Below are 24,329 nucleotides of genomic sequence, written 5' to 3' on the forward strand. Positions count from 1 at the left end.
GGTGCGTCGAGTCCTGGGCCCCCGTATCGGCTCGCGGACTACCGTGCCGCGGCGAGGCAGGCCTGGAGCTTCGACGCGAGCACCTGGACATGCGGCTGCCGGAGCAGCGTGAGGTGCTCGCCGGGAACCCGGTGCACGTCCACGCCTCCCGCGGCGAGCTGGCTCCAGCCCTGGGTCGGGTCTCCGCCATTCCGGCCCGGCAGCTCCGTGGCCTTGAACAGCGTCACCCGCGAGGGATAGGCGCGCGGTGAGTAGTCAAGCGTCTGCTGGAGGTGATGCTTGAAGAGCCGGAACATCGGAAGCATGGCGGGCTGCCGGAGCGCGAGCAGTCGCGACTCCCTGGGCACGAAGTTGGCCATGGTCGACCGCGCGAGGAAGGACTCCAGCCAGTTGAAGCCCGGAGGCCGGGCGGGCCCGGCCGCCTCCGTCCCGTCGCGCGAGGTGGTCCACAGGTAGAGGTAGTCGTGCAGGTGCGGCCAGATGGAGCGGGCAATGCCCGTGGCCAGGAGCCGGGCCATGACCGCGGGCGAGGGCCGGTGGCCGGGGACGGGAGCGGGCTCGTCCACGATGGCGAGCGTGCGGACCTCCTCTCCCATCCTGACGAGCTGCTGGGCCATCTCGAACACGACGAGGCCGCCGAACGAGAAGCCGCCCAGGTGATAGGGCCCTCGCGGGGCGATGCTCCGGATGGCGTCGACGTAGCGCCGGGCCATGTCCTCGATGCTCCGGTCCGGAGGCGCCAGCCCGTCCAGCCCGTGCGCCTGGAGGGCGTAGAAGGGCTGCTCGGCCCCCAGCGCGCGAGCGAGCCCGACGTACGGGAAGACCACCCCCGCCGCGGGATGGACGAAGAAGAGCGGCGGCTTCGTCCCACCGGATTGGAGGGGCACCAGCACCGACGCATGGGCGGACACCGGCGCTGGTCCGGTCGCGGCAACCGGCGCGTCCACCGGCGCCAGCGTGTGCGCCAGGCGCTGGAGGGTGACACCCCTGAACACGGCATGCTGGGGGACCTCCACCCCCAGCACCTGCTGGACCCGGTCCGAGAGCCGCAGCATCACCAACGAGTCGGCGCCCAGCTCGAAGAAGTCGTCGTGGAGCCCGATGGGCGTGACACCGAAGACCTCCTCGCAGAGGACGGCGAGCCTGCGCTCCAGGTCGGTCCGCGGGGCCTCGTAGGGCGTGCGCAGGTCCGGCCGTGGATGGCGTGAGGCGGTGTCACCCGCGGCGGGCGCCGAGCTGGCTCGCGCAGGAGCGACGTGGGCGGCCACGGAGGCCGCGCGCCGTCCCAGGATGAGCCCATGGTCCACCCGCGCACGTGCCTCCGGCGCGCGGGGATGGGCCTCCACCTGCTCGAAGCGGGCCTGTCGCAGGGCCGCCTCCCACCCGTCCAGCGTCAGGAGCGGCGAGTCCTGGCGCAGTCCATCCTCGTAGTACCAGAAGCCCTCCGCGAGGCCCCAGGTGAGCATGTCCCAGCGGCCAAAGCGGGTCGCCTCCACCAGCCCCAGCGTCCCTCCAGGCGCGAGCAGCCGCTCCACGTGCTGGAGGGCGTCGGGGACATGGCGCACGGCGTGGAGGACGTTGAACGCGACGACGAGGTCGAAGCCGTGCGCCTCGTAGCCCTGCGCCACCGGGTCCTTCGTGATGTCGAGCACGCCGAAGCGCATCAGCCCCTCGAGCCCCTGGCGCGCGGCCTCGCGGCGGGCGTCGTCGACGAAGACCTTCCCGAGGTCCGTGAAGTGGTACGTGACACGGTCCTGGAGGGGCTTCAGCTCGGAGGCGAGCGGCCACGTCAGCAGGCCCTGCCCGCCTCCCAGCTCCAGGATGCGCAGCGGCCCGGGGCGGGACGCGGCCAGCCGGAGCACGGCCTCGCGAAGGAGCGCGAGGTAGACGGTGTCGGCGCGGTACGCCGCCGTGTCGCGCTCGAAGCGGTCGATGACCTCGGAGCTGCCTCCGGGATAGAGCACGCTGATGGCTTCGCGCTGTCCGCTGAGCGCGGCGGCATAGTGGCTCGTGCAGTGCTCCAGGAACGCGAACAGGCCGGTGAAGGCCGGGTGGCGGAGCTCCAGCTCGGCGCGGAGGACGGAGGGCGCGGGCACCGAGCTCGCGTCCTTCAGGAAGACAATCGACGAGCCCTCGGCGCGCACGATGCCGTCCTCGGCCAGCATCCGGAGCATGGCCTGCAGGAGCCGCCGGAACCTGGGCAGGATGCCGAGTGCACCTGACAGCGCGTCCACCTCGTGTCTGGCGCCGGCACTCACGTCCACGCCCTGCGAGCGCAGGTACGCACAGACATGGGCCGTGCTCAGGGCCTCGAGCCCGGAGACCAGGCCGGGATGCGCGTCCAGGGAGGGAGGAGCCAGCGTGCTCCGGAGCGCCACCTCGGCTTCGGCCAGCGAGCGCTCGGGACGTGCCGGTGCGGCATTCGCAGCGCCAGGTCGTGGAGGGTCGACCCAGCAGCGCCGCCGCTCGAAGGGATAGGTCGGCAGCGGGCGCCGGAGGCGGCGCTCGCCAACGTGCACCGCCGCCCAGTCGACCTCCACTCCCGAGGCCCAGAGCCGGCCGAGCTCCCGCGCGACGGCCATCCCCTCCCCTTCACCGAACTCCAGCAGGATGCTCCCTGGAGTCTCCACGAGCTGCGCACGCGCCTCCGCGAAGCGCGTGGGTTCCTCGTCCAGGTAGGCGAAGGAGGAGGGCTCGGCGATGGCCGTCTCGGTCCACCAGGTGCCCGTCACGCTGGAGAGGCATGGCAGCTCGGGAGGTCTTCGCTGCATCCCTCGCACGCGCTCGGCGAGCGCGAGAGACACCCCGGTGGACCGCTCACCGGCGGGGAGGGATTGCATCAGCCGTCCGCGCTCGGTCACCAGCTCGAGTGCGTCCTCCAGCAAGAGCACCCCGGCGAGGCACAGGGCCACGTACTCCCCCACCCCGCGTCCCAGCAGGGCCCGGGGGCGCACCCCCCAGGACATCCAGAGCCGGGCGAGCGCATGCTCGAACACGAAGAGCGCGGGCTGCGCGTACCCGGCCAGCGCTGCGCCCTCGTCGAACATCCCCGGACGGATGTCGAAGCCGTAACGGGCGCGGAGCCATTCCGCGCTGCGCTCGACGTGCTCTCGAAACACCGGCTCGCGCTGGTAGAGCTCCGCTCCCAGGCCGGGTGCCTGGGCGCCGAGCCCCGGGAACAGGAAGACCGTGGAGCGCTCCTCGGTGGCCTCGACGGCGTGGAGCATCCTCCTCGAGGAGCCCACGTCGCGGAGGACCGCCACGGCGTCCGCGGCATCGCGGCACACGAACGCGAGGCGGTGGGTGAAGGCCTTCCGACCCACCTGCAGCGTGTACGCCGTGTCCGCGAACGAAGCCGCGTCGGGCTCCGCCTCCAGGTGGTCCGCGAGCCGCGCGGCCAGGATGTCGAGCGCCGAGCGCGAGCGCGCCGAGAGCACGAGGAGCTGCCAGGGCTTCACGGGGACGTCCGAGCTCGTGGGCGGCGCCTGCTCGAGAACCGCGTGGGCATTCGTGCCACCGAAGCCGAAGGCGCTCACCCCGGCCCGTCGCGGCCCTGTGTCACTCGCCCAGGGCCGCAGAGAGGCATTGACGACGAACGGGCTGCGCTCGAGCTGGAGTGCCGGATTCGGGGCGCGGAAGTGGAGGCTGGGCGGCAGCATCCCGTGCTCGACAGCGAGCGCGGCCTTGATCAACCCCGCCACACCGGCCGCGGTGTTGAGGTGCCCGATGTTGCCCTTGAGCGAGCCGATGGCGCAGAACCCGCGCTCCTCCGTCCGATGACGGAAGGCCTGCGTGAGCGCGGCGAGCTCGATGGAGTCTCCGAGCGGCGTGCCCGTCCCGTGGGCCTCGACGTAGCCGATGGACCGCGCCTCGACGTTGGCCAGGGCCTGCGCCATCGCGATGACCTCGGCCTGCCCCGCGACACCCGGTGCCGTGTAGCCCGCCTTGTGCGCGCCATCGTTGTTGACCGCCGCGCCGAGGATGATTGCGTGGATGTGGTCACCGTCGGCCAGTGCATCCGCGGCGCGCTTCAGGACGACCACTCCCACGCCATCGCCCGGAACCGTCCCCCCCGCGTCGGCGTCGAAGGCCCGGCAGCGTCCGTCCGGCGAGCCGATGTGGCCCTCCTGGTAGGGATAGCCGTGGTTCAGGGGAAAGGCGATGGACACGCCGCCGGCCAGGGCCATGTCGCACTGGAAGTTGAGCAGGGCCTGACACGCGAGCTGCACCGCGACGAGCGACGTCGAGCAGGCGCTCTGCACGGTGATGGCGGGGCCGCGCAGGTCGAGTTTGTAGGAGACGCGCGTCGTCAGGTAGTCCTTCTCGTTGCCGAGCAGCGTCCCGAGCCCGCTCATTCCACCGGAGGCCTCCGGGAGGCCTCGGAGGTGGTGGAGCAGGTAGCCCTCCGGCCCGCAGCCCGCGTAGACGCCAATCGTGCCGGGGTAGCGCGAGGGGTCATACCCGGCGCGCTCCAGCGCCTCCCAGGCACTCTCCAGGAAGAGGCGGTGCTGCGGGTCCGTCAGCTCCGCCTCCCGCGGGCTCATGCCGAAGAACTCCGGCTCGAACTGTCCGACGTCCCCGAGGACGGCCCGCGCCCGGACGTAGCGAGGACTGGCCAGCCGCGCCGGGTCCTCACCCGCGGCGATGAGCTCCTCGGGTGTGAAGCGCGCGATGGATTCCTTTCCTTCGCACAGGTTCTTCCAGAACGCCTCGATGCTCGAAGCGCCTGGAAAACGTCCGGACATTCCGACGATGGCCACGCCATCCGTCAGGCCGGTGGAAGCCACTTGCATGTTCAACCCTTCCACGATGCCACAGCGTACCGCGTCGCCGGGAGCAGGCGGGCCCCATCGCCACTCCCCTCGCGCGGGTTCATCGTCCTCGCCGTGAAACCATGGACTCCGCGGCCAGCCGACGACGCTCGAGCGCATCCCGCTGCTTGCGGGCCCGCTCATCCACCCCTGTCAGCTCCGGAGGTGCCTGCACGGCACGGCCCAGGTACTCCGCCAGCGAGCGGACCGTCGGGTGCCGGAAGAGGTCCACCGCGGCCACCTCCCGGCTGAAGGCCTGCTGGAGCCGCGCGCTCACCTGGGCCACGAGCATGGAGTGCCCCCCGAGGCTGAAGAAGTTGTCGTGGATGCCGATGCGGTCCAGCCCGAGCGCCTCGCGCCAGATGGCGGCGATGCGCTGCTCGGACTCGGAGTGCGGCGCCACGTGCGGCGGCCGGCTCCGCCCGGCCTCACCACCGCTGAGCAGCGCGACATCGGGCTGCCCTTCGGGAGTCCGTGGAATGCGCTCGACACGAACGAGCCGGCACGTCATGGGCACGCCGAAGTCATCGCGCACCGGGAGCGACTCGGGGAGCGACGAGGCGTCCCCGGTGCTCGTGACCCAGGCGGTGAGCCGGGGTGACTCGGGTGCGGCGTCCCACCGGATGCGCGCTATCGCCCGGTGCCGGCCGTCGAGGCCAATCAGGAGTTGGGGCTCGCTCCGGTGCAGGGCGACGAGGAGCGAGGTGAGCCCCGCCGTGGCGGAGATGGCCTGGAAGCCGCTGGCGACGGCTGCCTCGCGCGCAGGGCTCTCGCGGTTCATGCCGATGGCATCCCAGAAGCTCCACGACAGGCAGTACGCCCGGGTGTGTCCCCTGCGGCGCAGGTCCTGGACGAAGTGCTCGACCAGGCAGCTCGCGGCTGAATAGGCGCCCGCGGAGTGCCCGCCGAAGAACCCGTTGACGGAGGAGAAGGCCACGAAGAGCCGGTCGGTGCGGCCGTCGAGCAGCCCGTGCAGCGCCAGGGCTCCCGCGCCCCTGGCGTGGAGCGCCGCGGAGAAGTCCTCGGGGCGTTCCTCCAGCAGGCGGCGTTCCTCGAACGTTCCCGCGAGGTGGAGCACGCCGGAGAGCTCGCGGCCCCAGTGCGCCTTCGCGCGCGCGACGGTGTCGCGCAGCCTCGGGGCATCCGCCACGTCCACGGACTCGTAGCGCACCTGTCCGCCGGTGCGGTGCGCAAGCTGCTCCAATTCCGTGAGGGCCCTGGCCCGTTCCTGGGGAAGCCGCGCGAAGGGTGTGCGGCCCACCAGGAGGAGCCGTGCCCGGTGCTGCCGGAGCAGGTAGCGCGAAAGCTCGACGCCGATTCCTCCAAGCCCTCCCGCCAGCAGGTACGCCCCGCCCTCTTCGAATGGGGGCGACTGCTCCGGGAGGACGGCCGGGTCCACGCGTACGAGGCCCGCCACGCGGCGCTCATTGCCGCGATAGGCGACTTCCCGGTCGCGGGAGCGGGCCGCCAGCTCGCGGGTGATGCACACCGCGTCCTCTTCGAGGTCGGCGGCGAGCAGGTCGACATGGCGGCAATCGAGCCAGGGCAGCTCCCTCGAAACGGTCTTCACGAGCGCGAGGAGCGGCGCCTTCGTCCAGTCGGGCGTGTCGTCAGGGGAGACGGCCTGCGCGTGACTCGAAACGACGAACAGCCGGACCTGCTTCGGCTCCGCACCCGCCACGGAAGCGAGCGCCTGGACCAGGAGCAGCAGGCCCCGCACGCCGCTCTCCGAAGTGCACACCTCCGTCCCTGGCGCTCCATGGGTCCAGAGGTGGATGACCTCGGCGATGGGGCCAGCCTCCTCGAACGCCGCTGCGAGGACGCGCGGGTAGTGCTCGGGCACGGTGGGGTTGATGCTGTAGCGCCACGGGCCGAGCCGGGCGAAACCATCCCCGGGCTCGACGATGACACACGTGCGGCCTTCCGCCTGGAGTTGGCGGGCGACGCGCGCACCGGGTCCTCGCGGGTCGGAGAAGAACACGCAGGAGCCCTTCCTGACGGCGACACCGTGCGTTGCCTTGCACCTCCACTCCGGTCGGAAGAACCAGTCCGGAAGCGTCCGCTCGTTCCCGAGCTGGAGGTCGACGGCTTCGATGGTGCTCCGGAAGCGCCCCGCCGTGAGGGCCCGCTGCAAGGCCACGCGTTGGATCTTCCCGCTCGTGGTCTTCGGGAACTCGCTTCGAGCCAGCGGGATGACATACGTGGGCGCGACACCCAGTCGCTTCGTCACCTGCTCGCGCACGGCGCCCGCGACCCGGGCGGCCACTTCGATGGACGCCGCTCTCGGCACGAAGAAGAGGGCCAGTCCCTCCGAGCCACCGTCGGGGTCCACCACGGCGCACGCGGCCGCGAACGTCGGCTCCACGCCCGGGACGCTCCCCACCACGTCCTCGATTTCGTGGCAGTGGAAGTTGGCCCCACGGATGATGATGACCTCCTTCTCGCGGCCGGTGATGGTGAGGCGTCCCTGCCAGAGGAACCCGAGGTCTCCGGTGTTGAACCAGCCGTCCCCGACGAAGGCCTCCTGGTTGGCGGACGGGTTGTCGAGGTAGCCCGGCGTCACCACACCGCCCTTGAGCTGCAGCCGGCCGATGGAACCCTCGGGCAGGAGCCGGTTCGAGGCATCGGTGATGCGAAGCTGCACGCCCGGCACGGGCGGGCCGAGGTCGATGAAGGCGATGGTCGTGTCGTCCCCAGTGGGGAGGAACTCCAGTGCGCCACCGAGTGAGGCCTTGGCCACGTGATGCGCGCCGCGCTCGACGGAGAACGCGTTCTGGTAGGAGACGATGGTGCACGCCTCGGCCATGCCGAAGGCGGGCTGCATCACCTCGGGCCTGACGCCGAAGGGCGCGGTCGCCTGGAGGAAGTCGCGGATGGCGCCCAGGGTCACCTGCTCGCCCGCGTTCAGGAGGTACCTGAGCGAGGAGAGGTCCCACGTGCGCTGCCCCGGGGCCCGGGCGACGGCGTCCGAAACGAGCCTGAGGCCGAAGTTCGGGGAGAAGGTGTGGGTAACGCGGTATCGCTCGATGAGGTCGAGCCAGGCCAGCGGGTCCGCGAGGATCCGCTCGGCCTTCACGTGGACCTGCTCACAGCCGACGCAGACGTCCTTCAGGTGGCACGTGAGGATGGGCACCACGTGGTCGAAGGGAATCCAGTTGAGCGTCACGTCGTCCGGGCCATAGCCACAGAACCGGGAGACCGAGTGCGCATGGAGGAGGATGCCCCGGTGCGTCTCCTGGATGACCTTGGGCATGCCCGTGCTGCCCGAGCTCAGCTGGAAGAAGGCGATGTCGTCCGGGCGCAGCGCGGCGGGTGAAGCCCGCGAAGGGTCTCCCCACAGGTCTTCCACCGCGAGCACGCGCAGCCCTTCCATGGGAAGGAACGCGCGCAGTCCCTGGAGTGGCTCGACGAGCGCACGGCTCGTGATGACATGGGGACGGCCGAGGAGCGCCCAGGTTCCCTGGAGCTTGGTCAGCACGCCGTTCGGCGCGTCGTACGACGGCGCGAGCGCCACGGTGACCGGCTGGATGCCGCCGAGGACGCAGGCCCAGAAGGTCGTCACCAGGTCCTTGAGGGCCTCCACGTGGAGGATGACCCTGGCTCCGGGTTCCAGGCCGGCGCGTGTCAGCCCCGCGAGCAGCGCGCGCGCGTCATGCAGCAGCGACGCGTAGCTCTGGAAGATGACGGCTCCGCCGGGCTGTACGTAGCGGACGCCCTTGGTTCCCGAGGCCGCACGGACCAGCGCGTCCACGAGCGTCTCTGGCGCTCCTTGTGGAAGGACCAGGGGACCACCGTCGCTCAAGGCTGGCGGTCTGGAGGGCACGGTGGGCGCGCTCGCGGACCTCGCGGGCGCGTCGAGCTCGTGACTGGCACCCCGCCTTTCCCGCGGCAGGACCCGCCACAGGTGCAGACGCGGCGCGGGCTCGGGCGGGGCGTGGACGAGCACCGCGACATCGCCCACACCCGGGGTGGCGCGCAGCATCGCCTCGGTCCTCTGGGGGAGGCCGCTGCCAGGGACCGGGATGCGGGAGAGGGCGTCCTCGTCCACCTGCCCGCCGGGTCTGCGTGGAAGCGAGGCCAGCGGCACGACGGCCCGCGGATGGAGCTCCGCTGGAAGCCTTCCCTGGAGCCGCCGAGCGAGCCACGTTGGAGTGAGCGGCTCCGAGGAGACGACGTAGGCCACCCGTTGCGACCCGGAGGACAAGGTCGGTCGCATCCGTACGGCGCAATCCAGCACCGAGGTCTCTTCCGCCAGCGCGGCTTCGAGCACCTCGCAGTCGCGCCGCTCCGCGGGTGCGTCGAGCCACAAAAGCTCCGCGACGGGGACCTCCGGCTCCGCGGAGATCCTCTCGAGGAGCGCGCTCAGCCTGCGCCCGAGTCGTGCAATCGAGGCTGCGTCGAAGAGGTCCGTGGAATAGAGCAGCACTCCCTCGAGGCCCTCTCCTCCGGGACGCGTCCAGAGCTGCAGCGAGAGGTCGAACGGTGCGGCATCCGCGTGCAGCTGCGCGAGGTCGATTTCGAGCGAACCGGCAGTGACGGGCCGCAGGCCGGGGTGGAGGCCGAACGCAACCTGGAACAACGGGTTGTGGCTGGCATCGCGCTCCGGCCGCAGCGCCTCCACCAGCTTCTCGAAGGGAAGCGCCGCGTGCGCATATGCCGCGAGCGCCCGCTCCCGCACGCGGTCCAGCACCTCGCCGAAGCGCAGCGCCTCGCCGAGCTGCACCCGCAGGACCAGCGTGTTCGCGAAGTGCCCGATCAACCCATGGGTTTCACTTCGCTCGCGCCCGTCGACCGTGGTGCCAATCAACAGGTCCGCTTCCGCGCCTTCGGCATGGAGCAGGACCGAGAAGCCGGCGAGCAAGGTCATGAACAGCGTGCTCCCCCGCGCCTGCCCCAGGTCCTGGAGTGCACGCGTCGTGTCCGCCGGAAGCGACCAGGGGAGCTGTGCACCGCGGAAGCTCTGGAGGGCGGGACGGGGCCGGTCCAGCGGAAGCGTCATCCGTGTGGGCGCACCCGCGAGCTCCCGCGTCCAGAATGCAAGCTCCGCATCGAGCGTCTCTCCACGCATCCACTGGCGCTGCCAGGCCGCGAAGTCGCCATACCGGATGGGCAGTGGTGCCAGGAGCTCCGGGGTCCCTTCGAGCAGCGCGGTGTAGAGCACCGCGAGCTCGCGCAGGAGGACCTCCATCGACCCGCCATCACACACGAGGTGGTGGAAGACGAGGAGCAGCGCATGCTCGTGCGCCTCCAGGTGCACCAGCACCGCACGGACCAGCGGGCCCTCCACGAGCTGAAAGGGACACAGCGCCTGTTCCGCCGAGAGCGCCGTGAAGCGCGACGTGCGCTCGGCCTCCGGGAGTGCTGACAGGTCGACGACGGGCAGCGGCACGGCGACGTCGGCTCGGACCTGCTGCACCGGGGAAGTGCCCTCCCCTCCTTGGAACGTGGTCCGCAGCACCTCATGGCGTTGCACGAGCGCTTCGAGACTTCGCTGGAGCACCGTGACGTCCAGCGCGCCGCGCAGGCGGAGTACCGCTGGCAGGTTGTAGGCGGCGCCTTGGGGCGAGAGCTGGTGGAGCAGCCATAGCTGCTGTTGCACGAAGGAGAGCGGGGCCGGCTCGGCTCCCGCGCGCTTCGGAGGCTCTCCGTCCGGCCCCGAGGAAGTCGCCCCGCCCGCCACGTGCTCGGCGAGCGCGGCAATCGTGCGGCGCACGAGGATGTCGCGTCCCGACAGCGGAATGCCCACCTCTCGCAGTCGGGTGCTCACTCGCGCTGCCGAGAGCGAGTCACCGCCCAGCGCGAGGAACTCGTCGGAGACTCCGACCTCCGAGACCCGGAGGACCTCGGACCAGACCCGGGCCAACGTCTGCTCCACGGGCGTGCGTGGCTCGACAAACGGCGTGTCGAGCGCGGGACGCAGCGCCCCCGGCGACGGCAACGCGCGGCGATCCACCTTTCCACTGGGAAGCCGCGGCAGCGCCGCCAGCAAGACGAACGCGGCGGGAATCATGTACTCCGGCAGCCGCGCCTCCAGGAAGCGGCGGAGCGAAGTGACAGAGGGCGGGTGCGCTCCGGCGGGCAGGATGTAGGCCGTGAGCCGAGTACCGTCGGAGCCGTCGTCGCGCGGGAGCACGGCCGCTTCGCGGACCTCCGGGTGCCCGAGGAGCACCGCCTCGATTTCACCGGGCTCCACCCGGAAGCCCCGCACCTTCACCTGGTCATCGATGCGGCCGAGGAACTCCAGGTTGCCGTCGGCGCGACGGCGGCCCCGGTCTCCCGTCCTGTAGAGCCGCCCATCCCGGCCGAAGGGGTCGGGGACGAACCGCGAGGCCTCCACCTCCGGGCGGTCGAGATAGCCGCGGGCCAGCCCCACGCCGCCAATCGCGAGCTCGCCCTCGGAGCCCTCCGCCGCCTCGGTGCCCGCCGTGTCGAGCACGTGCACCACCACCCCTGGGAGCGGACGCCCGAGCGGCGGCGCTCCGGCTCCATCACACTCGAACAGGGTGGCCGAGACGGTGGCCTCGGTCGGACCGTAGGTGTTGAAGAACCGGCGGCCTTCACGCCAGCGCGCAACCAACTCCTCCGGACACCGCTCGCCGCCACAGACCACCACCCGGAGATCCGGGAGCGCCCTGGGCGGTACGGTGGCAAGCACCGAGGGCAGCAGCGCCACGTGGGTGATGGCGTGCTGGAACAACAGCTCTCCGAGCTCCGGTCCCGACGCCCGCGCCTCCCCTGTCACCAGGTGGAGTGACGCACCGGCGGCCAGCGCCATGCCGATTTCGAAAAGAGACGCGTCGAAGGAGAGCGACGCGAACTGCAACACCCGGTCACGCGGGCGGACGTCGAGCGTGTCAACGAGCGTCCTGACGAGGTTGGCGAGCCCGCGATGCTCCAGCAGCACGCCCTTGGGCACACCCGTCGAGCCCGAGGTGTGGATGATGTAGGCCAGCGTGTCCGGAGCGCTCTGGCAATCCGGAGGAGCCATCCCCTCCTCCCCGCCTTCGTCCACGCAGACGATGACCGCGGGGGGTGATGGCAACGAGGCGCGCAGGCTCGCTCGCGTCACGATGACCCGAGGACGGGTGTCCTCGAGCAGGAAGCTCAGTCGCTGTGGCGGAAGCGTGGGCTCCAGTGGGACATACGCTCCCCCGACCTTCCAGATGGCGAGCAGGCCCACCAGGGCCTCGGGCGACCGGTCCAGGAAGAGCCCGACACGGACCTCGGGGCCTACGCCCGCCGCCCGAAGGCGCCACGCGAGCCGGTTGGCCTCGCGGTCCAGCGCTCCATAGGTGAGCCCCCGGCCCTCGTGCCACACGGCCAGGGCGTCGGGGTCTCGGGCCGCATGGGCTTCGAAGAGGGTATGGAGAAGGACTCCAGCGGGGAGCTCCGGCACGGGAGGCCTTCTGCCTGTCACTCGTGTGTCCTCGCCGCCGCAGCCATCACGGCCCTCTTCGCGTGCCCGCATCGATGTGCCTCCGCAGCGGCGCGCGAGGCTCGCGCATGGTGACTCGCGGGTCAATGGACGCGTTCAAGACCGAGCAAGCGAAGCTGCCCCGGTTCCGTGGCGCTCCCGGCCGCGGATGCAGGGCGCCTGGCTCATCGCCCCGGGACTGCGGGCTCAGGCGCTACGCGCGCCCTCGGAGCATCAGCTCCCAGGACATGCGCGGCAGCCCGTACTTCTTGAGCAGCTGGGCCTGGCCGTGGTGGGCATCACCAGCCTCTTCGGCGCGGCGGGCCACTGGCGCAAGGGCAACGGCCAGCTGCGGGCGGCCCTCCTCTTCGGGGCGGTGGCCATGGCGCCGCACCTGCGCCCAGAGATTGTGGAGGCCCGAGGGCGGGAACACCGCATGCGCCGACACTCGCGAGGCGCCGCTGCGGGTGTCGAGGGCATGCACATGGACGAAGTCCTGCCCGTCGGCGCTCAGCACCATGAAGTGCGCCATCGCGCCCAGGTAGGGCTCCAGGTCCACCACCGGCTTGCCCGTCTCCGCGTCGGTGACGTCGAAGTGCTGGTAGTCGACGAAGAGGGTGTACTCCCCAACGCTGGCACCTCGGGCGAGTTGACATGGCTGCTGGCGGCCACTATTCAATAATTCAATTGAACGAGAGACCATGGGAAACCGAGCTTTCAAGAATGCGCTGTACGAGCAGCTCGCGCGCATCGCCAAGGCCATCGCCAGCCCCCGGCGTCTCGAGCTGGTGGACCTGCTGGCCCAGGGCGAGCGGACCGTGGAGGCCCTCGCCCGCGAGGCCTCCTTGAGCGTGGCCAGCACCTCGCAGCACTTGCAGGTGCTGCGCGAGGCGCACGTGGTGGAGGCACGGAAGGACGGCCTCTACGTCCACTACCGGCTGGCCAGCCCCGCCGTCTTCGCGCTGGTGCAGTGCGTGCGCAGCGTGGCGGAAGCCCAGCTGGCCGACATGCAGCGCGTGGTGGACACCTACCTCAAGGACCGCAAGGCGCTCGACGCGGTGGGACGCGAGGAGCTGCTGGAGCGCGTCCGCGCTGGAGAAGTCGTCGTGCTCGACGTGCGCCCGGCCGAGGAGTTCGCGGCCGGCCACATCCCGGGGGCCCTAGGCATCCCCATCACGGAGCTGGAGGCGCGCCTGAGCGAGCTGCCGCGCCGCCGCGAGGTGGTGGCGTACTGCCGCGGCCCCTACTGCGTCTATGCGGACGAGGCGGTGAAGCTCCTGCTCGCGCATGGCCGCAAGGCGCGCCGCCTCCATGAAGGCTTCCCGGAGTGGCGTGCCGCGGGCCTGCCCACCGAGGCCACCACCGGCTGATTCCACTCTTTCAACGAGGAGCGCTCCGATGATTTTCAAGCCCTACTACTCCGATGACACCGGCTGCGCGGCGTACCTCTTCGGGTGCGGAGGCAAGGGCTTCTGCGCCGTGGTGGATGCGCACGAAGAGGACGTCGAGGCGTACACCGCCTTCGCGGCCCAGAAGGGCATGCGGATTACGCACGTCATCGACACCCACCTGCAGGCGGACCACCGCTCCGGGGGGCGCGCACTCGCGGCACGCACGGGCGCCCGGTACTGCCTGCATGCCTCCGCGGACGTGGGCTTCCCCTTCGAGCCGCTGCATGACGGACAGGTGCTGGAGCTCGGCAACACCCTCGTCCGGGTGCTCCACACGCCCGGACACACGCCCGAGAGCATCTGCCTGCTGGTGAGCGACCTGCGGAGGGGACCGGAGCCTTGGTTCGTCCTCACCGGGGACACCCTCTTCGTGGGGGCCGTGGGCCGGCCGGACCTGCCCGGCCAGGCGGAAGCCAACGCGGCGCAGCTGCACGCCTCGCTGCACCAGAAGCTCCTGCCTCTGCCCGATGACGTCGAGGTGTACCCGGCGCACTTCGCGGGGAGCGCTTGTGGGGCGGGCATGAGCGGAAAGCCCTCCTCCACCATGGCCGCGGAGCGGCGGTGGAACCGGCTGCTGTCCCTCTCGCGCGAGGACTTCGTGCGCGAGCTGACGCGGAGCGTGACCGCGAAGCCCACCGGGTCCGAGGCCATCCTCCGCTTCAACCAGGGGCGGGGGCCGTGAGCGCCAGGGGCGGCGCTCCCCAGGTGCGTCTGGGCCTGCGGGCCAACCTCGGCCAGTTCTCCCTCCTCGTGCTCGTCAACGCCTTCGTGGGCGCGATGGTGGGACTGGAGCGCAGCATCCTACCCAGCCTGGCCGAGCAGGAGTTCGGCCTCGTCGCCCGCTCAGCGGTCCTCTCCTTCATCGTGGCCTTCGGCCTGTCCAAGGCGGCCACCAACTACTTCGCGGGGCGCCTCTCGGACGCCTGGGGCCGCAAGGGGGTGCTGGTCGCGGGCTGGCTCGTCGGCGTGCCGGTGCCCTTCCTGCTCATGTGGGCCCCGTCCTGGGCGTGGATTCTCGGGGCCAACGTGCTGCTGGGCGCCAGCCAGGGCCTCACCTGGTCCACCACCGTCATCATGAAGATTGACCTGGCCGGCCCGGAGCGCCGCGGCCTCGCCATGGGCCTCAACGAGTTCGCCGGCTACGTGGCCGTCGCCCTCTCCGCGCTCGCCACGGGCTACCTCGCGGCGCGCCACGGCCTGCGGCCCGAGCCCTTCTATCTGGGCATTGCCTACACCGCGCTGGGCCTCCTGCTGTCGGCTCTCCTGGTGCGTGAAACGCGCGAGCACGCCGAAACCGAGGCCCGCACGCACGCCGCTCCCGCGGCGCCCCCACATGGCATCTTCGTGCGAACGAGCTTCACCGACCGCGAGCTGTCGAGCGTCACCCAGGCCGGCTTCGTCAACAACCTCAACGACGGCATGGCGTGGGGCCTCTTCCCCCTGGTGTACGCAGCCGCGGGCCTCTCGCTGGCGCAGGTGGGAACGCTCGCCGCCGTCTATCCGGCCGTGTGGGGACTCGCGCAGCTCTTCACCGGGGCGCTGTCGGACCGGCTGGGCCGCAAATGGCTCATCGCCTCCGGCATGTGGGTACAGGCGGGCGGCATCGTGCTGATGGTGTCCGGGCGAAGCACGGCCCTCTTCGTGCTCTCGGGCGTGTTGCTGGGCCTCGGCACCGCCATGGTGTACCCGACGCTGCTCGCCGCCATCGGCGACGTGGCGCACCCCTCGTGGCGCTCGTCAGCGGTGGGGGTCTACCGGCTGTGGCGCGACGCGGGCTACGCCGCGGGCGCGGTGGTCGCGGGCGTGACGGCCGATGCGCTGGGCATCCCCGCGGCCATCACCCTGGTGGCCATCCTCACGGGCGCCTCGGGCATGCTCGTGGCCCTGCGAATGCGCGAGACGCACGGCGCGCGCGGCGCCGCGCCGACCCGGACCGGCTCCACCCTCTCGTAGGAGCAGGAGCTCGGAATGGGGCCGGATGACGCTGCGCTCCCAGCCGGAGATGCAGGGCGTCTGGCGCATCGCCTCGGGACTGCGGGCTCGGGCGTTACGCGCGCCCGCGGAGCATCAGGTCCCAGTACATGCGCGGCAGCCCGTACTTCTTGAGCAGCCACATGTCGCGCCGCTCCACCAGGGTATTGATGAGCGGGATGCTGGGCGCGGGCTTGCCGTCGTAGTCGAACTCGGCAAGCAGCATCTTCCCGTAGCCCGTCACGAGCGGGCAGGAGGCGTAGCCGTTGTACTGGGCCGTGAGGGCCCTTCCCTCCATGACGGCGAGCAGGTTCTCGACAAGCACCGGGGCCTCCGCACGGATGGCCGCTCCCGTGCGGGAGGTGGGCAGGTCGCTCGCGTCCCCGAGCGCGAAGACGTTCGGGTAGTCGGGGTGTTGCAGGGTGTGCTTGTGCGCCTTGACCCAGCCTGCGTTCGGGCCCTCCTGGTGGGCGAGCGGACTCGCCTTGATGAAGTCGGGCGCGCTCTGCGGGGGCGTGACGTGCAGCATCTCGTAGCCCAGCGTCACCCGCTCCTCCCCTCCCTCTCGCATCACCGCGAAGACCGCCTCTCGCTGGCCTGGGCGCACCTCGACGAGGTTGTGGCCGAAGCGCGTCTCGATGCCGTAGCGCTCCACCACGCCCTCGAGCACCTGCGCGAACGGCTGCACCCCGAAGATGGACTTGCCGGCCGAGCCGAAGACGACGCGCGAGCGCTCCGCGAGCCCGCTGCGTCGCAGGTGGTCCGCCACCAGGTACATGATCTTCTGCGGAGCCCCCGCGCACTTCACCGGCGTGGCCGGGTGGGTGAAGAGGGCCGTGCCGCCCTTGAACGCGCGGACCATCTCCCACGTCTTCGGCGCGAGGCGGAAGTCGTAGTTGCTCGATACCCACGGCGTCTCCAGCGCCTCGCGCAGGCCGGGCACCTTGTCCCAGTCCAGCTGGATTCCCGGGGCGACGACGAGGAAGTCATAGCCCAGGCGCAGCCCTCCGCGCGTGCGGACCTCCTGGCGCACCGGGTCCACCTCCTCCGCCCAGTCCTGAACCCAGCGCGTCCCCTTCGGGATGTAGTCGGCCTCGGGGCGCACGGTGCTCGCGATGTCCGCGGCGCCACCGCCCACGAGAGTCCACAGGGGCTGGTAGTAGTGGTGAGCCGAGGGCTCGATGATGGCGACGCCACGCACGCCCTTGCGCCTCAACCGTGCGGCGACGGTGAGTCCCGCCGTGCCTCCGCCGATGATGAGCACCCGGTGATGCAGATTGGACACGTTCGACCTCCATGCGATGGGGATGGAGGTGTGAGCCCGAAGAGAATGACGAGGATTCACCCCCTCATGCCGGACTGCTCGTAGGGCCTACGGCCCGGCAAGGGCCAACCGGCGCCTCACCTCGTCCATGTCCAGCGCGCGCACCTTCTGCACGACCATCTCCAACCCGGAGCGAGACATCATGCCGGGCTGCTCGAAGACGAGGACACCGTCGCGGAAGATGCACACCAGGGGGATGGAGCGGACTCCGTACGCGTCCGCGAGCTGCGCCTGCGCCTGCGTGTCCACCTTCCCCCAGGTGAGGTCCGGGTGCGCCTCGGAAGCCGCTTCGAAGACGGGGGCGAACGCGCGGCAAGGGGCACACCAGGAAGCCCACCAGTCCAGCACCACGATGCCGGGCCCGCTCACCACGGACTCGAAGTTCTCCAACGTCATCTCCACCGTTGCCATGGACTCCTCCTTCGCGTGATGCGGGTTGGAGCCATGGGGGACGGAGAAGGATTCGAGCTGGCGGGCTCAGGCTGGCAGTGCGCGTGCCAGCGCCTGGCGCACCGCCGCGCGCACGGGCGCGGGCACCTCGTCCCCGGGGATGCGCCGGCACAGGGACACCGTGCGCTTGAGCGCGTCGCACGCCTCGGCACAACGCGGGCAGCGCGACAGATGGTCCTCCAGGCGAACGCAGGTGGCCTGGTCCACCTCCTGCGCGGCGAACGCCGACAACTCCTGCGCCAGCTCCGGGCACCCCTGGGCCTGCCCCGGAGCGCCCTCCCCCATGAGGGTGGAAAGGTGCTCGCGCAGCTGGAGGCGCGCGCGGTGCAGCCGGCTCTTCAGCGCCCGCACCTCGATTCCCACCACCTGCGCCGCCTCCTCGGCCGAGAGCCCCTCCACGTCCCGGAGGATGAGCGCCTCGCGGTAGGTCTCCGGCAGCGCGAGGATGGCCGCCTGCAACACCTCCCCCATCTGCCGCGCATGGGAGACCATGTCTGGCGTTGCCTCCTCCGCGGCAACGTGGGCGGCCGCGGGCGAGTCGAGCGGCTGGAAGTCCTCGGGCGCGCCGACGCGCCGGCGGCGCAGGCGGAAGCAGTGCGTGCGGGCCACCTGGTACAACCAGGTGGAGAGCTCCGCGTCGCCCCGGAACGCGTGGATGCCCCGGAAGGCCGCGAGCAGCGTCTCCTGGAGCACCTCCTTGGCGTCCTCCTCCGAGCCACACATGCGCAGGCCGAAGCGGTACACCTGCTTCTCGTGGCGGGCGAGGACTTCATCCAGGGCCTTGTCGTCGCCCGAGCGCGCGGCCTCCATCAGCTGCTCATCGGTTCGCGTCGCCATCCGCCCGTTGCCTCCTCCTCGCTCTCCGCCGCTTCCGTATTGGAGAACGCTCGGCCGCCAGGATGCCTTCCTGGACGTCTCCATGAGGATACATAGCGGGAGCCTGGCGCCGATGCTGAAGGAACATGCCAGGTGCCCTACGGGTGCGGAGGCTGACACTGGTGTAGCCCCCGGGTCCGGCATGAAGCGCCTCTTCGAATTCCAGCCGCGGCCCCTCCTCCCACGCCACCTCTTCGGCTCGGCCAGGCCACGCCACGCCAGCCATGGCCAGCAGGCAGATGGACAGCACGGTCCGCCTTCTCCGTGTCGCGCTCGCCATGGGGCGGATGCGGCTCTCTAGTAACGGATGACTTGATAGCCTTCGGCCACCAGGCGCGACAGCTCCGCGACGCCGTTGTCCACCACCTCCGCCTCCGGCTGGAGCTTCGTCGGGTCGATGCCGAACTTCGCGAGCGCGGTGCCACAGGCCACGAGCCGTACGCCCGCGGCCTTCGCCGCCTGGGCCTCCTTGCGGACCGACTCCGGCACGGCCTTCACCGTCGGGTCCAGAGCCACCACCGCGCGACCGTAGGTGAGCCACACCACGTCCGACAGGTAGCCGGACTCCTTGGCGTTCACCGCGTGCCGGAAGGAGCTGGACAGGGTGCCGATGTCCTCCAGGCCCGTGGTGGCCACGAAGACGAGCTTGCCCTGGCGCGCGGGGACCTTCTTCCCGGTGGCCTGGGCAGGCTGGGACGGCGGCGCGGCGAGCGTGGCCAGGGGAGCGGTGACGAGCGCGGTGACGAGCAGCAACAGGAGGCGATTCATTCGGGGGACTCCACTTCGAGGTTGAGGATTACTGGATGGACAGCAGCTGGATGAGGCCCCAGGCGGACAGCGCCAGGGCCGCGAAGCCGACGAGGCCCGCGTAGACGACGCGCATGCCCGCGCGGCGAGCCATGCTCAGGTGGGTACCCAGCCCCATGGCCGCCATGGCCATCACCATGAGGAAGACGCTGGTGGTGGAGAGCCCGGCCCTGGCGGCCGCGGGCAGCACGCCCACCGAGCCCAGCACGCCCACGGCGAGGAAGCCGATGACAAACCAGGGAATGGGCGGCTCCTTCAGCGAGTAGCGCACCTTCCCGCCCGCACCGGAGGCCAGCCCCAGCACGACGAGCGCGGGGGCCAGCAGCACCACGCGGGTGAGCTTCACCAGCGTGCCCAGGTCCCCCGCCGAGGTGCCCCAGGTGAAGGCCGCGGCCATCACCTGCGCCACCTCGTGCAGCGTGGCGCCCGAGAGGATGGCGAGCTGCGCGGTGCTCAGCCCCAGCAGCGGCCCCGCGAAGACGTAGAAGAGCACGCCCACCGTGCCCAGAATGCCGCACAGGCCCACCGCCAGCGTGGTGTCCTCCTCTTCGGCGCGGGTGACGGAACTGGCGGCCACCACCGCGCTGGCGCCGCAGATGGAGGTGCCCACGGCCAGCAGCGTGCCCAGCTTCTCCGGCACGCCGAAGCGCTTCGTCACCCAGCGGATGCCCAGGATGCCGCCTGCGATGACGGCCAGGGCGAGCAGCAGCACGCGCGGGCCCACCTTCGCCACCAGCCCGAAGTCGAGCCGCGCCCCCATCAGCACGATGCCCAGCCGCAGCACCGTGCGAGCCGAGTAGCGCGTGCCCTCCACCAGGACAGGAGACAGCCCCAGGGACGTGCGCAGCGTGATTCCAATGAGCAGGGCCACCGTGAGCGGCCCCACCACCTTGAGGCCAGGAAGCATGGCGAGCCAGTAGCTGGCCACCGCCAGCCCGGCGGCGAGCCCGAGGCCCGGCAAGCGCCGACGCCAGACGCCTCCAGGCGGAGGCGCGACGGTGGTGGAGGCGGGTGCGGCAAGAGGTGTGGTCATTTCGTGTTCTCGGTTCCATCCGGAGGGGCACGCGCCCAGGTAACGGGCACCCGGGCCAAGCGCTCCTCCAGCTCGGTTTCGTGTCAGGCCATCGCGGCAGGAATGCCCCTCGCGGCTAGAGCTCCACCGAGCGAACACCCTTGGCCTGCCCCACCAGGGGGAGCCGGAGTCGCGAGCGCGTGGTCAGCCATGCGTCGACGCTGAAGGCGCCTCCACCCTCCACGGCCCAGTGCAGCAGTCCGCCCAGGAGGGCCATGTTCTTCAAAAGCGGCCCCATGCCCTCGGCGGCTCCCACCTGCACGGTGAGGGTGATGGGGACCAGGACGGCGAAGAGCGCGACGGCGGCCCAGCGCGTCAGCGTCCCGGTGAGGAGCGCCAGCCCGCCGAGCAGCAGCACCGCACCGCTCAGCACGACGAGGAGCTTGGGAGAGGCCAGCGCGCTGACGAGGGCGGCCCCCGGGGCCTCCACCAGGCGCCCCACGATGGCATCAGGCGCGAGCAGGTGCTTCGCGCCAGCGGCGAGGAAGATGAGGCTGAAGAGGGTACGGAAGGCGAGCTGCGTGACGGCGCGAAGCCTGGGACCGTGAAGGTTCATTCGAGTGTCTTTCGTGCGGTTGGAAGGGATGGAGCTCACGGCTGGACCTGCTGGGTGCGCAGCACGGCCGGGAGGTCCTCGCCCACCGCGCGGCCCTCCAGCGAGTCGTGCAGCCGCGGCTTGCCGGCCAGGAAGCGGCGCACCGCCTCATGCGCATCCACGTCCAGCACGCGCGGCTCCTGGATGCCGGGGATGCGGCAGACCATGTCGGGGGCATCCCCCTCCCGCTCGCAGGCCGTCACGGTGTAGAGGCGCTCGTCCTCCACCGGCTCGCCCCCGACTTCCAGGGCGCGGAGGCGCTGCCCCTTGGGTGCGTCGGCGCGGAAGCGCAGCGTCATCCCCGAGGGGCGCGGCAGCCACCCGCCGAAGCGCTTCTCCGGGTCCTTCGCGAAGACGTTCTCCAGTTCCTGCTCCCAGAAGGCACGAAGCTGGCGGCCACTCACCTTGCCCGTCTTCAGCTTGTTGACGATGGGGAAGAGGTTCCACAGGTCCGCCTCTCGCACCGGCCCGGGCAGCAACGGCGTGCCGAAGCGGAAGCCGTTGGAGAGGCCAATCTCCGTCCCTCCGGCGGCGCGGATGGCGTCGGCCAGCACGTTGTCCAGTGGGTTCTCCACGACCGCGTAGCGCGCGAGCGTCACGCCGGTGTGGCCCACCGGGGCGGACAGCTTCGCCTCGTGCGGAGCGAGCGCGGCGTCCACCAACCGGGCCACCTTCGGGTCCTCGGGAAAGCGCGAGGCGGTCAGCTCGATGAGCTCCCAGCGGCGGTCCACCACCCTCCCCTCCTCCACCCACAAATCCAACCGGCCGAGGAAGGAGCCGAAGGCGCCGGGCTCCACCACCCAGCTGCCGGCCTGCTCAATCGGCGTATAGGTGCGCTCGTGCGTGTCGCTGGACAGGTGGGCGTCCACGCCGGGCACCCGGGCGGCGAGCCCCTCCGCCTTGGCGAGCCCCACGTGCGTCATCAGCAGCACCACCTGGGCGCCCTCGCGCTCGCGCACCTCGCGCACCAGGGCCGGCAGTTCCTCCGGGCCGTCGTAGCGCAAGCCCTGGCTGTAACCCGGGGGCTGACGGCGCGGGACGTCCGGGTCCGTGAAGCCGACGACGGCCACCCTCACTCCGCCCACCTCCTTCACCAGGTACGGCGGGAAGAGACGTTCACCGCTGGCCGCATCGCGCAGGTTGGCGGCGAAGAGCGGATGCTTCAGCTCACCGGCGCGCTGGCGCAGCACCTTGGGGCCGTACACCACCTCCCAGTTGCCGGGTACCGCCCCGTCCAGCCCGAGCGCATTGAGCGGCTCGATGAGGGCGCCGCCCTCGGTGAGCGCCGCCGCGCCCGAGCCCTGAATCGTGTCTCCCGCGTCGAGCACCAGCACGTCACCACCGCGCTCGGCCCGAATCCGCTGGATGGCGGCGGCCACCCTGGCAAAGCCTCCCGCCTCCTCGATGCGCTCCTTGCCGTCGCGCCAGAAGAGCTCGGGGTGGGCGCGCAGCTGCGCGTGCAGGTCCGCCACGTAGAGGACGGTGAGCTGCTTGCGCTTGGAAGCGGGAGCACTGGCGGCCCCCGCGCCGGTGACCACGGGCCTCGGCGAAGCACAGCCGGAGGCCAGGGCGAGCAGCGCGCCGAGCAGGGAGAGGAGACGGGTCATCGTGGAGCACCTTGCGAGGAGTGGAAAGAGACAGCGGAGGGGACACGAGGTGCGCCGCGCGAAGTTCCCGGGCGGCGGGTCAGCCGTGGTTGCCACCCTGGCCGCTCCCCTCGCGTCACTCCCAGGCCGACATGGGGCCGAGGTTGAAGACCTGCTCGAAGCCACGCTCCTTCAGCAGGAGCTCGGCGCGGGTGCTCCGCGCGCCACTGCGGCAGTAGAGGACCAGGGGCCTCTCCGGCGAGCCGAGCTCTCCGAGCCGCTGTGGCAGCTCATCCACCGGGATGTTCACCGCGCCAGGCAGGTGCCCGGCGGCGAACTCCTCCGGCGTGCGGACATCCACCAGCGTGGCGCCCGCCTCCACCCTGCGGCGGGCCTCGGGCCCGGCCGCCGCCCCGGCGGGCCGCTGGCGCGCACAGGAGACGAGGAACAGGCCGACGAATACGGCGGCGATGACGAGAACGACCTTCATGGCGCGGCTCCAACCGGCACCGGAGGCCCCATGGGCCCCGGGAAGTGAGATGCAGCGCGGTGAGAGCCATGGAGGCGGACCAAGGATTCAGAACGTCAGCAGGCCCGCGAGAAAGATGCCGGGGAGGCCGAGGGTCATGCCCCCGAGGACGCGACCGGGAACCTCGACAGTCCCCGGCCTCGCGTCCTCAAGGAGCCAGGCGGGCCAGGGCCGCGAGGAGCACCGGCTGCTCCAACTCGGAGACGGCCAGCGCGGCCTGCCCGCCCCTGCGCGGCGCCACGCAGATGCGCTCGCCCACGGGACCCTGCGTGCAGCGCGTCTCCTCTCCGGCGAAGCTCGCCGCCTCCCGCGCCGCGGGCGAGCCCGGCGGCGGCAGGAAGAGCGTCATCGCCTTGCCGCCCTCGTGCCGGTATAGAAGGGAGGCAGAGAGCTGACCCTGCAGCTTGCAGCGGCGGGCGCCCAGCAGCGTGGCGCCGGGCACCACCGGCACCTCCACCGCGTAGCCCAGCTCCCGCTCCACCCAGGCCTTCACCGCGGCCGGGTCCGAGGACTCGAACTCGCAGGGGGTGGTGCGCGAGAAGGCCTTGAGGTGGTGCCGCTCAAGGTCCATCGCCAGCGCGTCATTCATGCCGCTGGGCCAGGACGTCCAGAGGACGCCCACGGACGCGAGCGCCGCGGCCAGGCTCGCCGTCAGCCGCCGCCTCCGGAAGGCCGGACGCGGGGGCGGCGCCGCCAGCCGGGCGACGCGCTCCACCAGCGCGGGCGGCACGTGCGTCTCCGTGGCGGCCTGCGCCCTCAGCGACTCGCTCAGTGAGGCATGGCGGGCCGCTTCCCGGGCGCAGCCCACGCATCGAGCCAGGTGCTGCTCCACGGCCTGCCGCTCGTACGACTGGACCTCCCCGTCGAACCACGCGGAGAGACGCTCCTGCCACTCCGGGCTACAGGCTTCCATGTGCCTTCTCCTTCTCGAGGAAGTCGAGCATCGCCCCCCGGGCCCGCGCAAGGCGCGAGCGCACGGTGCCCACCGGGCAGCCCTGCACCTGGGCAATCTCCTCGTAGGTCAGCTCCTCGACTTCTCGCAGCCACAGCGCGTCACGCCACTCCGGGTCCAGCGACTCCAGCGCCGCCTTCATGCCCGAGCTGAGCGTCTGGGCGTGCAGTTCCGCCTCCAGGTCCGCGGAAGGCTCGGGAGCAGCCTCCTTCCCCAGGCCGCCCTCCAGCACCTCCAGCCGAGGGCGCAGGCCCCGGCGTGAATTGAGGAAGACGGTGCGCTGCACGGCAAGCAACCATCCCTTGAGCCGCTCCGGGTCGCGCAGTTCGTTGCGTCGCTCCAGCGCGCGCGCCACCGTCTCCTGCACGAGGTCATCCGCCTCCGCCGGGCTGCCCGTCAGCCGACAGCCTACCCGTCGCAGGGCGGGCAGATGCTCCAGGGCACGTTCGATGAAGGACCGGCTGCTCACGTTTCTCCAGGACACGATGGTG

The 24,329-nt window shown here is 71.3% G+C and carries 16 protein-coding genes; 3 read left to right on the forward strand and 13 right to left on the reverse strand.

Going from position 1 to position 24,329, the window contains the following annotated elements:
* Positions 1-38: 38 nt before the first annotated feature.
* The 3 genes from ACX9TP_RS28485 to ACX9TP_RS28495 form a co-directional block, all read right to left on the reverse strand.
* Complete coding sequence (locus tag ACX9TP_RS28485) at positions 39-4,793, reverse strand: type I polyketide synthase (protein WP_482973781.1); 4,755 nt, start codon at positions 4,791-4,793, stop codon at positions 39-41.
* A 79-nt stretch (positions 4,794-4,872) separates the two neighbouring features.
* Positions 4,873-12,207 carry an amino acid adenylation domain-containing protein gene (locus tag ACX9TP_RS28490; RefSeq protein ID WP_482973782.1) on the reverse strand — a complete coding sequence of 2,445 codons (7,335 nt, stop codon included), beginning with the start codon at positions 12,205-12,207 and terminating at the stop codon, positions 4,873-4,875.
* 232 nt (positions 12,208-12,439) lie between these two features.
* Entirely contained in the window at positions 12,440-12,904 is a 465-nt protein-coding gene (locus ACX9TP_RS28495; RefSeq protein WP_482973783.1) for a hypothetical protein, read from the reverse strand.
* Positions 12,905-12,926: 22 nt separating this feature from the next.
* Here ACX9TP_RS28495 and ACX9TP_RS28500 point away from each other — a divergent pair, with 22 nt between their 5' ends.
* The 3 genes from ACX9TP_RS28500 to ACX9TP_RS28510 are packed head-to-tail and all read left to right on the forward strand — an operon-like array spanning position 12,927 to position 15,629.
* Positions 12,927-13,595: an ArsR/SmtB family transcription factor gene (locus ACX9TP_RS28500; protein WP_482973784.1), complete on the forward strand. Its 669-nt coding sequence runs from the start codon at positions 12,927-12,929 to the stop codon at positions 13,593-13,595.
* Positions 13,596-13,623: 28 nt separating this feature from the next.
* Positions 13,624-14,358, forward strand: a complete 735-nt coding sequence (locus ACX9TP_RS28505) for an MBL fold metallo-hydrolase (protein WP_482973785.1) — start codon at positions 13,624-13,626, stop codon at positions 14,356-14,358.
* A complete protein-coding gene (locus tag ACX9TP_RS28510; protein ID WP_482973786.1) occupies positions 14,355-15,629 on the forward strand; it encodes an MFS transporter in 1,275 nt (424 codons plus the stop codon). Before ACX9TP_RS28505 ends, ACX9TP_RS28510 begins: the two co-directional genes overlap by 4 nt.
* Positions 15,630-15,723: 94 nt before the next feature.
* Here ACX9TP_RS28510 and ACX9TP_RS28515 read toward each other — a convergent pair whose 3' ends face one another.
* The 10 genes from ACX9TP_RS28515 to ACX9TP_RS28560 form a co-directional block, all read right to left on the reverse strand.
* Positions 15,724-16,932, reverse strand: coding sequence for an NAD(P)/FAD-dependent oxidoreductase (locus ACX9TP_RS28515; RefSeq protein WP_482973787.1), 1,209 nt, complete (start codon positions 16,930-16,932; stop codon positions 15,724-15,726).
* An 87-nt stretch (positions 16,933-17,019) separates the two neighbouring features.
* Complete coding sequence (locus tag ACX9TP_RS28520; protein ID WP_482973788.1) at positions 17,020-17,382, reverse strand: thioredoxin family protein; 363 nt, start codon at positions 17,380-17,382, stop codon at positions 17,020-17,022.
* A gap of 66 nt (positions 17,383-17,448) precedes the next feature.
* Positions 17,449-18,258, reverse strand: coding sequence for a sigma-70 family RNA polymerase sigma factor (locus ACX9TP_RS28525; RefSeq protein WP_482973789.1), 810 nt, complete (start codon positions 18,256-18,258; stop codon positions 17,449-17,451).
* Positions 18,259-18,594: 336 nt separating this feature from the next.
* On the reverse strand, positions 18,595-19,065 hold the full coding sequence (locus ACX9TP_RS28530; protein ID WP_482973790.1) for a DsrE family protein: 471 nt from the start codon (positions 19,063-19,065) through the stop codon (positions 18,595-18,597).
* A 28-nt stretch (positions 19,066-19,093) separates the two neighbouring features.
* The gene (locus tag ACX9TP_RS28535) at positions 19,094-20,137 is read right to left on the reverse strand and encodes a YeiH family protein (protein ID WP_482973791.1); all 1,044 of its coding nucleotides are present in this window, start codon (positions 20,135-20,137) and stop codon (positions 19,094-19,096) included.
* A 115-nt stretch (positions 20,138-20,252) separates the two neighbouring features.
* Positions 20,253-20,732: a DoxX family protein gene (locus ACX9TP_RS28540; protein ID WP_482973792.1), complete on the reverse strand. Its 480-nt coding sequence runs from the start codon at positions 20,730-20,732 to the stop codon at positions 20,253-20,255.
* 35 nt (positions 20,733-20,767) lie between these two features.
* A complete protein-coding gene (locus ACX9TP_RS28545; protein WP_482973793.1) occupies positions 20,768-22,378 on the reverse strand; it encodes a bifunctional metallophosphatase/5'-nucleotidase in 1,611 nt (536 codons plus the stop codon).
* Between the two features lie 115 nt (positions 22,379-22,493).
* Positions 22,494-22,847, reverse strand: a complete 354-nt coding sequence (locus tag ACX9TP_RS28550) for a rhodanese-like domain-containing protein (protein ID WP_482973794.1) — start codon at positions 22,845-22,847, stop codon at positions 22,494-22,496.
* A 187-nt stretch (positions 22,848-23,034) separates the two neighbouring features.
* Positions 23,035-23,799: an anti-sigma factor family protein gene (locus tag ACX9TP_RS28555; RefSeq protein ID WP_482973795.1), complete on the reverse strand. Its 765-nt coding sequence runs from the start codon at positions 23,797-23,799 to the stop codon at positions 23,035-23,037.
* Entirely contained in the window at positions 23,786-24,307 is a 522-nt protein-coding gene (locus ACX9TP_RS28560; protein WP_482973796.1) for an RNA polymerase sigma factor, read from the reverse strand. Before ACX9TP_RS28560 ends, ACX9TP_RS28555 begins: the two co-directional genes overlap by 14 nt.
* Positions 24,308-24,329: the final 22 nt, after the last annotated feature.

This window comes from Pyxidicoccus sp. M15, assembly GCF_056858435.1.